Origin of the sequence: Sphingomonas endophytica, from assembly GCF_014199415.1 — a bacterium.
GTDB classification, from domain to species: Bacteria; Pseudomonadota; Alphaproteobacteria; order Sphingomonadales; family Sphingomonadaceae; genus Sphingomonas; species Sphingomonas endophytica.
Genome location: NZ_JACIJN010000013.1, coordinates 24,552 through 37,666, shown reverse-complemented (window position 1 = coordinate 37,666; position 13,115 = coordinate 24,552). Strand labels below are relative to the sequence as shown.

14 protein-coding genes are annotated in these 13,115 nt (G+C 65.3%); 4 read left to right on the top strand and 10 right to left on the bottom strand.

Features of this window, described 5'->3' with window-relative positions; all coding sequences use genetic code 11:
- Positions 1 to 25 precede the first annotated feature (25 nt).
- Complete coding sequence (locus FHS97_RS16195; protein WP_028965720.1) at positions 26 to 367, bottom strand: SWIB/MDM2 domain-containing protein; 342 nt, start codon at positions 365 to 367, stop codon at positions 26 to 28.
- 190 nt (positions 368 to 557) lie between these two features.
- Positions 558 to 1,289, bottom strand: coding sequence for an endonuclease/exonuclease/phosphatase family protein (locus FHS97_RS16190; protein WP_184040587.1), 732 nt, complete (start codon positions 1,287 to 1,289; stop codon positions 558 to 560).
- 215 nt (positions 1,290 to 1,504) lie between these two features.
- Here FHS97_RS16190 and FHS97_RS16185 point away from each other — a divergent pair, with 215 nt between their 5' ends.
- Positions 1,505 to 1,996, top strand: coding sequence for a DapH/DapD/GlmU-related protein (locus FHS97_RS16185; protein WP_184040473.1), 492 nt, complete (start codon positions 1,505 to 1,507; stop codon positions 1,994 to 1,996).
- 107 nt (positions 1,997 to 2,103) lie between these two features.
- Here the strand turns inward: FHS97_RS16185 and FHS97_RS16180 are convergent, their stop codons facing one another.
- The 6 genes from FHS97_RS16180 to FHS97_RS16155 form a co-directional block, all read right to left on the bottom strand.
- The gene (locus FHS97_RS16180; protein ID WP_184040470.1) at positions 2,104 to 3,072 is read right to left on the bottom strand and encodes a tyrosine-type recombinase/integrase; all 969 of its coding nucleotides are present in this window, start codon (positions 3,070 to 3,072) and stop codon (positions 2,104 to 2,106) included.
- Between the two features lie 348 nt (positions 3,073 to 3,420).
- Positions 3,421 to 3,639 carry a hypothetical protein gene (locus FHS97_RS16175; RefSeq protein WP_184040467.1) on the bottom strand — a complete coding sequence of 73 codons (219 nt, stop codon included), beginning with the start codon at positions 3,637 to 3,639 and terminating at the stop codon, positions 3,421 to 3,423.
- The gene (locus FHS97_RS16170) at positions 3,639 to 3,839 is read right to left on the bottom strand and encodes a hypothetical protein (protein WP_184040464.1); all 201 of its coding nucleotides are present in this window, start codon (positions 3,837 to 3,839) and stop codon (positions 3,639 to 3,641) included. Before FHS97_RS16170 ends, FHS97_RS16175 begins: the two co-directional genes overlap by 1 nt.
- A complete protein-coding gene (locus FHS97_RS16165) occupies positions 3,836 to 4,189 on the bottom strand; it encodes a hypothetical protein (RefSeq protein ID WP_184040461.1) in 354 nt (117 codons plus the stop codon). The genes FHS97_RS16170 and FHS97_RS16165 overlap by 4 nt, the downstream gene beginning before the upstream one ends.
- A gap of 165 nt (positions 4,190 to 4,354) precedes the next feature.
- Entirely contained in the window at positions 4,355 to 4,813 is a 459-nt protein-coding gene (locus FHS97_RS16160; protein ID WP_184040458.1) for a hypothetical protein, read from the bottom strand.
- Positions 4,814 to 5,162: 349 nt separating this feature from the next.
- A complete protein-coding gene (locus tag FHS97_RS16155) occupies positions 5,163 to 5,426 on the bottom strand; it encodes a transcriptional regulator (RefSeq protein WP_184040455.1) in 264 nt (87 codons plus the stop codon).
- On the opposite strand from FHS97_RS16155, the gene FHS97_RS16150 reads away from it, so the two are divergent.
- A complete protein-coding gene (locus tag FHS97_RS16150) occupies positions 5,425 to 6,006 on the top strand; it encodes a helix-turn-helix domain-containing protein (RefSeq protein ID WP_184040452.1) in 582 nt (193 codons plus the stop codon). The two genes, FHS97_RS16155 and FHS97_RS16150, sit on opposite strands and share 2 nt — an antisense overlap.
- Positions 6,007 to 6,263: 257 nt before the next feature.
- Here the strand turns inward: FHS97_RS16150 and FHS97_RS16145 are convergent, their stop codons facing one another.
- Together FHS97_RS16145 and FHS97_RS16140 are read right to left on the bottom strand one after the other, a co-directional pair.
- Complete coding sequence (locus FHS97_RS16145; protein WP_184040449.1) at positions 6,264 to 6,659, bottom strand: hypothetical protein; 396 nt, start codon at positions 6,657 to 6,659, stop codon at positions 6,264 to 6,266.
- Positions 6,660 to 6,732: 73 nt separating this feature from the next.
- Positions 6,733 to 8,910 (bottom strand): FecR domain-containing protein, encoded by a 2,178-nt coding sequence (locus FHS97_RS16140; RefSeq protein WP_184040446.1) that lies wholly within the window; start codon positions 8,908 to 8,910, stop codon positions 6,733 to 6,735.
- A gap of 180 nt (positions 8,911 to 9,090) precedes the next feature.
- Here FHS97_RS16140 and FHS97_RS16135 point away from each other — a divergent pair, with 180 nt between their 5' ends.
- Both FHS97_RS16135 and FHS97_RS16130 read left to right on the top strand, forming a co-directional pair.
- A complete protein-coding gene (locus FHS97_RS16135; RefSeq protein ID WP_184040443.1) occupies positions 9,091 to 10,737 on the top strand; it encodes a ShlB/FhaC/HecB family hemolysin secretion/activation protein in 1,647 nt (548 codons plus the stop codon).
- Entirely contained in the window at positions 10,737 to 13,019 is a 2,283-nt protein-coding gene (locus tag FHS97_RS16130) for an EAL domain-containing protein (protein WP_184040440.1), read from the top strand. The genes FHS97_RS16135 and FHS97_RS16130 overlap by 1 nt, the downstream gene beginning before the upstream one ends.
- Positions 13,020 to 13,115 lie beyond the last annotated feature (96 nt).

Sequence of the window (13,115 nt, the reverse complement as noted above, 5' to 3'; positions counted from 1 at the left end):
ACGGCGAGCGCGCGGCGCGTGCGGGTCAGCCCTTCGGCGCGGTCAGATGCGCGCTGAGGAACTTGTTCATCTCGAACATGCTCGCCGACTTCTTGCCGAAGATCTTCTCCAGCTTGTCGTCCGCATTGATCTGGCGACGGTCCTTCGCATCCTGCAGATCGTGCTTCTTGATATATTCCCACACCTTGCTGACAACCTCGCTGCGCGGCAGGTCGTTCTTGCCGACGATCTCGGCGAGATCGGCAGAGGGGGTGACGGGCGCGGTGATGCCGCCGCGTGCGCCGCCGGCGGGCTTGCCGGTCGCCTTGACCTTCTTCTCCGCGGCCTTGGTTTCGTCCTTGCCGCGCTTCTCCGCCGACTTCGCCATGATAAGCTCCCTTCCTGAACTACTCTCGGATGGCGCAACACCCGGGTGCGGCGCAAGTTCATCCTGAGCACGTCTTATCAGTGGTTTTGTCCGCGTACACAAGGAAGCACGAGACGGAAGGTCGCGGGCATTGCTCCGGCCGGCGTGGGGAAACTGCCCTGCGCGCGCGATCTGATACCCGCGCCCCGGATCAATCCTCGCTCGGCCTGCGGACCGAAGCCCCTTCTTGCGTCGCGAGGTTCGCCCAGATCGGCAGGTGATCGGAAGCGACGCGCGCGGCGGGCGACTGGTGAACGCCGCAGGCGTCGATGCGCAGCTCGGGCGACACCATGATACGGTCGAGCCGCGCGATCGGACGACGCGCGTGGAAGCTGGGTCCGGTGTCCGCGAACCGGAACGATGCGCCGAAATCGCGCAGGCAGCCGGCGGCACGGCTCCATTCGTTGAGGTCGCCCATCATCACCGTCGGCATTGCGTCGCCGCTCGCCCCGACATGCGCGAGGATCGCCGCGGCCTGCCGCCGACGCCAGAGCCCGGACAGGTCGAGGTGCATGCCGATGATCCGAACCGTCGCGTTCGCGATCGCCACGTCCGCCATGACGGCACCGCGCGGCTCCAGCGCGGGTAGATGCAATTGTTCGCAATCAAGGATCCGCGCCGACTTGCGCACAAGGATCGCGTTGCCATGCCACCCCATGCTGGTCGCGCGCATTCCCAGGCCGACCGATTGCCAGTCGCTGTGCTCCTCCAGAAGATGGGGGGTCAGGACGGCGGCGCGCTGCCCGAAGCGACGGTCGGCCTCCTGTAGCGCGACGATGTCGGCGTCTACCTCGCGGAGCACCTGCAACACCCGCTCCGGGCTCCGGCGGCGATCGGAGCCGATCGCCTTGCGAATGTTATAGCTGGCCACTTTCAATATCATTGCCCCGCCGCAACGAGCGAGCGCGGCCTGGGTTGCAGCGGAGCCTGCTATCTGACGAAGGCGATGGACCTTCGCGGACTTATCGCGCATAAGATGCAGGGCAGCATTAGGGCGGATGCGGGTCAATCCTGCTGGCCTGATAAAAACAAAAGTCTGACGGAGGATCGATGTTCCGGGCGACAGTGCGGACATGGTGGGTTGCGATCGTCAATGGAGTGGCCTCGAACCTGCCGGACGATCCGTTCAGCTCGCGGTTGCGCGCCTATTTCTATCGTTGGTTGTCGTTCCGCTTCGGCGCGGCGCCGACGATCAAAGGCGGGTGCCGTATCAATGGCTTTGGTCTGCGGATCGGCAATCGCGTCTTTATCAACCGAAGCTGTTACTTCGACCTCAGCGCGCCGGTCCGGATCGGGGATGATGTGGTCGTCGGGCATCATACCTTGTTCGTGACGGCCAACCATGATGTTGGTGGCCCGGAGCGGCGGGCGGGAGCCGTAACGCCCGCGCCGATCGTCGTCGAGGACGGAGCGTGGATCGGCTGTGGCTGTACCATCCTGCCCGGAGTCACCATCGGACGCGGCAGTGTCGTCGCCGCCGGATCAGTGGTTCGCGAGAATGTCGCGGCGCACACCATGGTCGCGGGTGTACCGGCCGTGCGGAAGCGCCAGCTCGATTTCGTCAGTCAGGGAGAGGCGATCGCGGGATGACGATGGTGCCGGTTGCAGGAATCGAACCCACGACCTTCGGTTTACAAATTCTTGGCGGCGAACCTCGCCATGCGCATTAATCTTCCAACGTTTCCGCCACCTTTGCATCAGGCGCTTGCCTCAGACCGCGGCGCTTGTGCCCCACGCTGTGCCATCGTCGACTTGGCGGCTTTCACCTGATCGGGCGTCAGGAACGCCAGATAGCGCTCGGTGATCGTGATCGTCCCGTGGCCAAGTTCGCCTTGCAGGTCGTAGATCGATCCCCGGCCATTCCGCAGATACTCGACGGCGAACAGGTGCCGAAAATCGTGGTGGCTGAAGGCGTGAAATTCGACGTTCTCGCGTGCCGCCTTTCGTGCCACCCGGCGCATGAAGCCGCCCAGCCGGGAGGACAGGTCGGTCAATCTCACGCCCTTGCCCTTCCAGAAGACCCAAGGCTTGCCGATGTAGCGGGGCTGGCGATCGGCGATCGTCTCCGCCGTTTTCGTCAGCGGCACAACTCGGGTCTTGTCACCCTTGCCGCGGTTCACCGTGATGGTGCGCTCCACGCGATCGATATCGGCATGCGCGAGGGTGGTGACCTCCTCAAGGCGCAGGCCGGTCTCGCGGGTGAATTCGCAGACGTCGCGGATCCGCGAGGGCAGGCGGGCAAAGACCAACGCGATCGACTCTGGCTGAGGGAGCATGATCCGAACGGTGCGTTCGGGCACCAGCCGTCGACGGTTTAATCCACCGGCCGGATTCTCTGCGATCCATCCCTCATCGGCGGCGTGGTTCAGGACGCTGGACAGCGCCGTCAGATCGCGGCGGATCGTCGCATTCTTCACGCCAGCGCGGCGGCGCTGCTTGATCAGCTCCTTAAGCAGCTCCGGAGTGATCTCCTGCACCGAAAGCGGATCGAGTACCGTGCGAAGCTGGCGCAGCGAGCAGCAGTAGCGTGAATAGGTACGGTCGCCCAAGCTTCCGGCGACATTCTCGCTCCAGCTGATCACCGCATCTCGCCAGCCGACCGGCCCAGCGATCCCGTAGACGGCCTGATCTTCGACCTGCTCACGCAGGGCGGCGAGTCGCTTCATCGCGACCCGCTCAGAACGTGTTCGTAGGCTTTGTCGGTGTTCCTGGCCGCGGACCTTGAACCGCGCCCAGTATATTCCTTCTCGAAGGTATAGGTTTTTCGGCATGACGTTCCTCTCGTCGTGCGGGTGACCCAAGCGCGCAGCTCGGACACGACGAAGAGCCACCGGCCGGCCGGCTTGGAGGCGCCGGGAATCGATGGCGCCAGGTCCTGGAGCGTGCGGCGCGACATGCCTGTGATCAATACGGCGCCGGATATGCCGACGCGTTCTGGAGCGCCCGTCATGGCGCCGAGCTCCCTCGACCCTGACGATGTGCGAGCCGATTGCCGGTAAGGCCGACCGGGCTGGTCATGCTTGCCGGCCGAACATCACCGTAACGCTGTGCCAGCCGAACAGCAGGTGGCCTAGCTGGATGACGGGCAGGGGGCCGACGAAGCCGGCGACGACCTGCAACGATACCACATCGAGCGGGGTCAGCCGCGGCGCGCGGGATGCCGGGCACGGGCGGATTAGCGGGGCGGGGGCGCGATCGTAGCGGCGCGGCGCGTGGGCGGTGACGTGACGCATCAGCGGTCTCCGGGAAAGAGCATCGCCCGCAGGATCGCGAGCACGACGACGAGGACGAGGATCAGCGCGGCCAGCGCGAGGCGCATGGCATCGAGGTAGAGGATCGCGACGGGCGCGAGGCCGAGCACCACGGCGGCGACCGACAGCGGCAAGGCGAAATGCTCGCTCACCGCGTAGCGATGTTCCGGCGGCGGTGTCATGCGCGCGCGGTCCGGCGGCGGCGGTAGAAGGCACCGAGCATCGCGTTGACCGCGCGGCTGACGTGCGCGAGCGCGACCGGCAACGCGCGGTGCGACTCCGGTGCATCAAGGAGGCGCGAGCGCAGCAGCCGCTCCTGATCCACGAGCAGGCACCAGATCGTGTCGAGGTCGCGCGGCGTGCCGCCCGGCGCGAACGACAGGCACTCCCTGCCCGACCCGGCCAGCACACGGACGGCTTCGGCCAGCTCGCGCACCGGAATGGCGAAGTCGCCGGGGTCGTTCGCCTCGGCGAGTTCGCCGCGCAGCACGTTGATCGCTGACCGGATCGTGTCGAGTTCGTCGGGGGGCACGGGCGAGGCTTTCGGGCAGTAGAAAACCGTCCCCGAAAGCACGAAGCGAACGGGTCCGGCGGGCAGGTCGGCATCGGTGCGGGCGGTGGCGCGATCAGCTCGTGTCGGGCGGCGCGCACGGGTGCCGGGCAGGCCCGGCTCCAGGAGCGCTCGACCTGCCCCGGGTCATGCGCCGGCCCGCGGGATGCCCGCCGCGTGCGCGGCGAGCATCTGCATGTTGAGTTCGAGCCCGGCGTTCGCGATCGGGATCATCTTCTCCAGATCGTCGGCGGACAGGTCATTGTCCGCCGCAAGCGCGACCACTGCGTTGGCGAGACGCAGCTTCTCGATCATCAAGGCCGCAGGATCGAGCGCAGCAGCGGACGGCAACACGAACGCGCCGAGCGAGGCGGGGCGCAGGCAGCCCGTTGCGAAAGCACCGCCGAGCACCGCAGCGATCGACAGCAGCCGGTCGAAGGGGATCGGACGCCAGTGTTCGGAGCCAACCTGCGCGAGGGCGCATTCGATCGACTTGACCGGCACCCCCGCTTCGCTCGCGAGATCGATCGACTTCCACGCGCGACCGGGGCCGACGTAGCAGCGGAGTGCGTCGCGCACCGCGCCATGCGCATCGCTGCGGGGCACGCGCGGGGTATCACCCGCTGATCGCGTCGGCCGCGTCATGCGACCGAGGGCCGGAAAAGCGGTGCCAGCCGGATGGGCCTGCCGGCACCGAGGGTCGCGCTGGACAGGGATGGGCAGACTGCTTCAACGCGCTGGAGGATTGAGATTGCGCACGGCGACCGACCGGTCTGCCAGCGGTCGACGGGGTAGACTGGTGTGCCTTCCGGGGCCAGGCGCCGTTCGGCTTCAACGCCTCGCGAGGTATTCTCCCGTCCCCGTCCAGCCCGCGCCCAAGGGTGAAGGGCGCGGAGCTGGTGCTGTTCGACGGACGAGCTGGTTGCTCGGCTCGCTGCAATTGTCGTTCTGGCGTTCATCGCTCGGGTCTCTGGTCGACAGAAGCGTTGTCACGGCTGACCATTTCTTGAGGGTAGAGGTCCGGGCGGAGGTCGTGGCGGCTGATGCCGGTTTCGGCCTCGATCGCCAGCACCTCTTCTGGCTCGGCGGGCTTGCCCGCCTTGAGCCGCTTAGAAATGGTCGGCTGCTTTTTTCCGCAAACCTCTGCCATCCGAGCTTGCGATCCGACGATCGTCGCAGCTTTGCGGAAGGCCGAGGCAGGGGTGAGCGCCAACTCCATGAGCCACTACTATTCGCAAAAGAATACGTGCGCAATCGCAATCGAAGCTCGCATCGTATTCGCCTCGGAATATGAGTGCGGTGTGACTGTAACCGGCGATCGCCTCAATAAAATTTTGAAAGAGCGCGGGATTGAGCAAACCGCGCTCGCTGACGCGATTGGTATTCAGCAGGGCTCGATCAGCAAGATTGTAAACGGGACAACGAAAAACTCGCGGCATTTGCCCCGGATCGCATCCGAATTGGGCATCTCGGTCGACTATCTGCTCGGCAAATCCGACTCGCCGCACGACGCGCCCGAGTCGGAGCCGGTACGACCCGTTCAGCTCGTCTCGATGCAGGTGGCGCTCCCGAGCGAGCGGGCGCTCACGCGAATGTTCGACGCGATGTTGGAGATATTGGACGCGTTCCCGGACAATCCGGGCCGGGACGAGCGCGCGCGGCTGCTTGCACAGTGGCTGCCCATCGGCCTGTCACAGCTGCGCGATCTGATTCCCCATTCTGATCCGGCACCGGAGCCTGATAGGGGAAAAGAGCTGGCCGAAGCTCTTGCCACAGGTGCGCGCCGATCGCGGTCATGACAGCGCATTTCATCTCACAAGGCGTACAGCCGCGCTCGCACGCCGGTGTTGCGCGGTATTTCCGATTGCTCACCCTCTCCAGCCTTTCGTCTCGGTCGTGAGCCGAGCCGAAGTAAGGGAGCTTCGCCGCATTTCAGGTGGATCGTGAACCAGATCGGCGATTCACGTTTGGCGAACGTCAGTTCGATCGTCGCCGTTGAGTAACGCCCCGTCCAGTCACCACTGATCGGTAAGCTCCCAAAGGCGAAAGCGTTTGTTCATAGAAAAATGGATCGGAGGCAGTCAGCTTCCAAGGTGATGCGCTGTTCGATGCTGGCGATCGCCCGGGTAGATGCCACCTTGTATCCCGTCCAATCCTGCTCGATTGCTTCGAGACTCCAGCGACCGATATGAGCTTTGGCTGCTTCCTGTCTCTTGGTAGAATCATTCGATAGCAGGTCTATTATCCTGTCGGCGTCTGGGTGAACACGGGATTGCAGGATTGGGAGGATCTCGCGAGCCATAAAACGCGAACGGTCAGCGTTCGCGCCCGTGATGCGCAATCTTGACAGGGCCAGGCGCCCGGTCTGCGGTTCGACTTCTGCGCAAAGTTCCCGATGGACCGATAAACATTCGCGAATACGCTCGTGGTGAGCTCGCAGCACCTCCAACATTGAAGAATTCCATCAAAATGCGATAATAATTTATTGTATGTATGGCGGAGCCAACGCGCGTAGCGGGAGACCGTTATCCTCCAACTTTACCTTTCAGCAGATCTTTGATCTTTTCCGCCGCGTTCTCGACACCCTTCCCGACACCCTTGATTACGCCATCAGCTTCCTTGGCAAGCTGCTTCGTCACATCCTCCGCTGCCTTCTGCGCGTTTTTCGCTGCCTTCTCCTGCTCTTTGGCAGCATCCTCGGCTGCCTTTGTCGCTGCCTTTTCCGCTTCCTTGACAGCCTTTTCGGCCTCCTTCGAAGCCTTGTCGCGCGCGGCGCTATCCGCTTCGGCCGCCGCCTTCGCCGCGTCCCTCGCTGCTTGCTCCGCGTCCTTGTCGCGCGCCAGCTTGTCTGCCTCCTTCGCGGCCTTGTCGGCATTTGCCTTGGCGGCCTCACTGGCAGCCTTGGTAGCGCGCTCGGCGGCGTCGGCTACGGCCTTCGCGGCACGCTCCGCCTCGCGGGCGGCGGCTTCTGCGGCCTTGTCGGCCGCGTCCTTGGATGCGCGCTCTGCATCGCGTGCCGCCTTGGCCACCTGATCCGCAGCGTCTTTCGCCGCGTCGCGGGCTACCTTGTCCATCTTGACCTTTTCGGTCTCGTCCGCGGCGCGTGCCGCATCAGCGACCGCTTTCGCAGCATCGCGCGCGGCCTTGTCCGCGGCGGCGCGTGCGGCGGGGTCGTTCGCACGCCCGGCTTCGACTTCAAGCCGTGCGGCGATTTCCGACGCCATTCGCGCCGCCTCCTGCGCGGCGGCTTGCTGCGCTTGCTGAGTTGCAAGCATGGTCGCGGCGGCTTGTGCGGCCTGCGCCAGCCGCGTTGCCTCTGCGTCGTGTGCTGCAGCGGCTTGGGCCTGCGCCTGCGCCTGTGCGGCCGCCTGTGCGGAGGCACGCGCATTGGCTTCCATCTGCTGCTGCGCAAGCTTCGTCGCGACGCCCGCCTCGGCCTCCGCCTGGGCCTGTGCGCTGGCCGTCGCAAGACGTGCTGCTTCGGCCTGTGCGGCCTGCTCAGCGGCCGCAGCGGCGGCTCTGGCGGCCTGATCCGCCGCTGCGGCGGCTGCGATCCTTGCCGCGGCACTCTGCTCTTGCTCGGCCTGCGCGCGGGCAGCTGCGTCGGCGGCCCTTGCGCTGGCAGCAGCAGCGGCTGACGCTTCGCGCTCCGCATCCAGTTTGACCTGCGTTGCGGCCGCGGCGCTGACGCTGATCTTTTCGGCAGCTTCCGTGGCGGCAAGCGTGGCAGACTGTTTCTCAACGATCACCGTCGCCGCTTCCACGACGCGTGTCGTTGTGATCGCCGCTTCGGTGGCAAGCCGCGTCGCAGCGGCAACGCCGGCGACATCGCCGCCGACCGACCCGGACACGAGACCGCCCGTCGTGGTCGTCAGCGACGCAGCGGGCGCGTAAACCGCCTGCGCCAGCACCGGGGCTAGACTGGCCACTTCCACGGTCTCGTTCGGTGCTGCGGTGGTTTCGACAGCCGCGACCTCACCGGCTGACGCCGCGATGACCGGAGCGTCTACGTTCGACGCGGGGACAGCGACTGCTTCGCCGACCGGCGAGACGGATGGCGAGGCGCTCGCTGGTTCGCCAGAAGACGCAGCCGGCGCGGTCGGTGCCGCTTCCTCGGTTGCGGCCGCTGACGGTGACTCGATCACGCGGGAGCGGCCGTTGTCCTCGATCGTCATACGCATCCGGTTCGATGCGGATATCATCGCCACCGCGCCGGGAGTCACCAGATCGTGCGCGCCGCCGTCGAGCGTCGAAACGTCCACCGCCCCCTCGAGTACCTGTACCGCGGTGCCTTGATCGGAAACGCCGACCGAGAAGGTCGTGCCCTTCACGACGGCGGCCAGATAGGGCGTCTTTACCTCGAAGTGCGGAGTCATCTTCTTCTTAATCATGAAGACGATGTTGCCGAACTCCTCCACCACGCGGGTTACCCCGGCCGCTTGTGCCTCGGCGGGCAGGCGCAGGCGCGACGATGGTGCGACCATCATGAACTCGGTGCCACGCACCAGCACTGCTCGCCCGCCGGGGCCGGTGGTTACCACGTCGCCAGCACTGACCGCCGTTCCGCGCGTCGCAATGGTGCTGACACCCGACCGCGCGATCGTCACTGCGCCGCTTGCTTCACTGATCGTCCAACCCGCAGGCGCCGCTAGTGCCGGGGCAGAACAGGTTGTCGCCAGCACGGCCAACAAGGTGCGACGCATGATAAGCTCCCCGGGGTCGGGCCAGAATCGTCCCGAACAGCGCTCCGCATGGCGGCAATATTGTTTAGAGCCGTACACTGGACATGGTTGAATTGATGGTAACCCTGATTCTAACCCCCTCAACCAAATAACAATCTTTCGCCGGTTACTGCTCCGCTTCCTTCATCCGGATCGGATCGCATGACGCGTGTAATAAGATGGTCGCTGCTGGTGGCGCTGGCCTCACAAGGGGCGCAGGCGCAAACCGCGCTTGACCGGGCCGATCCGCGATTGATCGAGAAGACCTTGCCTGCAGCGGAGGGGCCGCAAGGCCCGGTCGCGGCTCCGCACCCGGGACCGGCGGCAGCGGTGGCAGGCACGTCGTCAGCACTGACGCGGGCTGTGCGCGCGGTGATCGTTGAAGGGCGTGACCGGCTGGCACCGTCCCTATTTGCCGCTCCCATCACAGCGGTGATTGGGCAGCAGCTCGACCGCGATCAGGTCGCGGCGCTTGCCGGAGCTATCGCGGGTGTTGCGCGGGCGCAGGGCTATCCATTTGCCACCGCGCGTGTGCCGGCACAGGCACAAAGCGACGGCGTGCTGCGCGTGACGCTCGATCTCGGCAAAATCGACGCGGTACGCGTTGTTGGCGGTCGCAGCGCGACTGCGGATCGGATGCTCGGCAATGCGCTCGCCACCGGTCAGCCGGTGCGGCAAAAGCAGCTCGAGCGAGCGCTGTTGCTCGTTGGTGACGTGCCCGGCGTCCGGGTCACCGACAGTCGGCTGGTTCGACAGGATGGCTTCGGGATCCTGCTCGTGACGATCGAGACCGACCGGGCGTCCGGCTATGTCCAGATTGACAATCGTGGCAGCAAGGAAGTTGGCCCGATCCGCTCGACGGCGCTTGCGACCTTGCACTCGCTGCTCAACGACGGTGACGAGCTGGCCGTGATTGTGTCTCAGACGCCGTTCCAGCCAAGCGAGTTTGCCTTCGCACGGGCGCGTTATAGCTCCATCATCAGCGACGATGGTCTGGTTCTTTCGGCGTCCGGGTCACTTGCGCGGACGCGCCCCGGTGGCTTCCTGAGAACACTCGACGTTCGCGGTCGCAGCGCCGATGCGGCCGTCTCGCTGCAATATCCGCTGCTGCGGACTCGAACCCGAAGCCTGTTCGCGACCGCCGAGCTCCGCGCCCTGGGAACCGACCAGGACATCGTGCGGCGGCGGTTACGCAGTGATCGCATCGCAACCCTCACGGGGACGGTGGGCGGTAATATGGCGTTTGGCGGGGGAACGCTGCGTGGCGAAGTAGCTGCGCTCGTCGGACTTCCGTTCGCTGGCGTTACTCACGCCGGTTCGCTGCTCGGCTCGCGCTTCGACGGCGATGCGCGTTTCGTAGCCGGAACCTATCTGGTCGATTGGACAGTAAGGCTCGCCAAGCCGTTCAGCATCGTCATCGCCAGCGCCGGTCAGCTCGCCTCGCGTCCACTTCTTGCGGCAATGGAAATCGGCCTCGGCGGCCCGGCATTCGCGCGCGGCTATGATTACGCCGAGCGGACCGGCGACCATGGTGCGATGGGATCGCTCGAATTGCGCGCCGACATCGGCCGAATTCCCGGTAGCGTCGTCGACCGCGGGCAGCTTTACACCTTTGTAGACGGGGGCGTGGTCGGCAATCTTGGCGGCGGCACCGGTGGGGGCAGTCTCGTCTCATCGGGTGTCGGATTGCGCATCGGCACCGGTCGGTTCGACTGGATGGCGGAGGCTGCGCTGCCCTTGGGCGACGTACGGTTTGACACCGGTGATCGACGTCCGCGTATCTCGCTGCGCGTCGCTCGCGCCTTCTGATGCGTCTGACCAGCAACGCACTGATCCTCCTTGCCGCTGCGCTTGTCGGCATGGCGGGGATGCTGCCTGACATCGGCGGGCCGATCATGCGCGCGCTGGAGCCTCTACGTTTCGCGGTCCAATCGCACGCCGCCAGCCAGCAAGTCGCAATCGTCGAGATGGATGCACGCAGCGTCGCCGAAATTCGGCGCTGGCCATGGCCGCGGCGTCACTACGCCGCAGTAGTTGATCAGCTGCGTGCGGCGGGGGCGGCGACTATCGTCTTCGACGTCGACTTCTCCAGCGCTTCTGAGCCGGACGATGATCGCGCCTTCGCCGCAGCGCTTAAGCGCGCCGAGGGCTTGGTGACCTTGCCGACGTTCGGTCAGCAGGCCGGGGCGGGTGATCGCCGCACGCTCGACGCCTTGCCGCTTGGCGCGTTTCGCGCGCATGCTGCGCTTGCTTCGGTCAGCTTCTCGCCAGATGTCGATGGGCTCGTTCGCTCGCTGCCGCTTGCCACGATCACCGCGGGAACCCCGCGACCTTCGCTTTCAGCTTATATAGCGGCGCGTGCTGGCGAGGCCGACGCCGAATATCCGGTCGACTTCTCGATAAATCCCGCAACGATCCCACGCTTAAGCTTTGTTGCGGTCGAGCGCGGCGCCTTCGATCCTGCAATGGTGCGAGGGCGTAACATCCTGATCGGTGCGACCGCAATCGAGATGGGGGATCGCTACCCCGCGCCCTTGCGTGGTGTTCTGCCCGGCGTCACCATCCAGGCGCTAGGCGCCGAGACGCTGCTGCGCGGCGTGCCGGCGCGCGGCACGCCGCTGGCGACCGTCGCGCTGGCTTTGCTGTTGTGCATCCCAGGTGTCCGCGCGCGTCGCCGTGATGTGTCGGCCTGCATTTTCGCGGCCGGGCTGATCACGCTGGCTGTCGTGGTTCTGGCGGCGCAGCGTTGGCTGGCGATCCACTTTCCGCTCGGCCTTGGCTGGCTGATGCTGTCTACAGCGGGAGGCCTGTTTGCCGCTCGAGACATATTTCGCCGTTTCCGCAAGGGGCGGCTGCATGACGAAGCGACCGGGCTGCCCAATCAGCGAGCGATGGCCAGCGAGGGCGGGGGCCGGGGAGGGGTCGCGTGTGTCGTACAGCTCACCAATCTCGAAGAATTGTCTGCGGTGTTCGACGCCGCGCAGGTCGCGCAGGGCATCGTTCGTACCGCAGAGCGGCTGCGGCTCTGCAGCGCTTACGACATCGTCTATCGCGTTCGCAGCCACCAGCTCGCGCTATTGATGCCGACTCGCGAGATCGTCGAGGACGTGCTGGCGACCCTGCGTACCTTACTGCTCCAGCCCGTCGAAATTGCAGGGCGTAAGGTCGATGTCGCCGTCGCGCTTGGCGTGGCTGAGGACGGTGACATGGCCGCCGCAGCGTTGGCGGCCGGCGAGGCCGCTTCGGCGGGCGTATTCTGGCGTCGCGCAGCCCTGAACCGCCAACGCGTCGAGAATGCGGTATCGCTGATGGGTGAGCTCGACGCGGCGATCGCCGCGGGGCACATCGAGGTGCATTATCAGCCCAAGCTTGCGCTCGCGACCGACCGGATCGCCAGCGTCGAGGCGCTGGTGCGATGGCGACACCCCGATCACGGTTTCGTATCGCCGGGTGCTTTCATTCCGCTGGCTGAACAGACGGACCGGATTGGACCACTAACCCTTCACGTCTTGGCACAGGTGATTGCTGATGCCGCACAATGGCGCGCCTGCGGCCACGAGGTGACGGCGGCGGTCAACATCTCCGCCAAGCTGCTCGACTCTCCAGCGTTCATCGCCGCGGTGGACAAGCTGCTTGATAGCGCGCCGATTGCGCCCGACGGGTTGATCTTCGAGGTTACCGAGTCTGCTGCAATGTCGGATCCGGCCACCGCGACAGCAACGCTGCGTCATTTCCGCAATCGCGGGGTGGCCATTTCAATGGACGATTACGGCACCGGGCAATCGACGCTCAGCTACCTTCGAGAATTGCCACTGAGCGAGCTCAAGATTGATCGCAGCTTCGTGCAATACGCTCATGAGCGCGAAAGCGATGCCAAACTTGTCTGCTCCACCATTGAGCTCGCCCACGCACTGGGCCTGAAGGTGGTTGCCGAGGGGATCGAGGATGCCGAGAATTTAGCGTTTCTTCGCTCCGTCTCGTGCGACTATGCACAAGGCTATTTCATCGATCGGCCGATGCCGTTTGACGCACTCGTCAGACGCTTGAACGATCGGATCGAGTCTGGTCGGCTGGCGGTGCAGCTCGGTTAAGAGGATCGGCGCTACTCCTACAGACGATCGAGCTGAGAATGATCGATCGCTGCCCTGAGACGCGATAGCGGCCGGCACTGCGGTCAGGTGGAACCG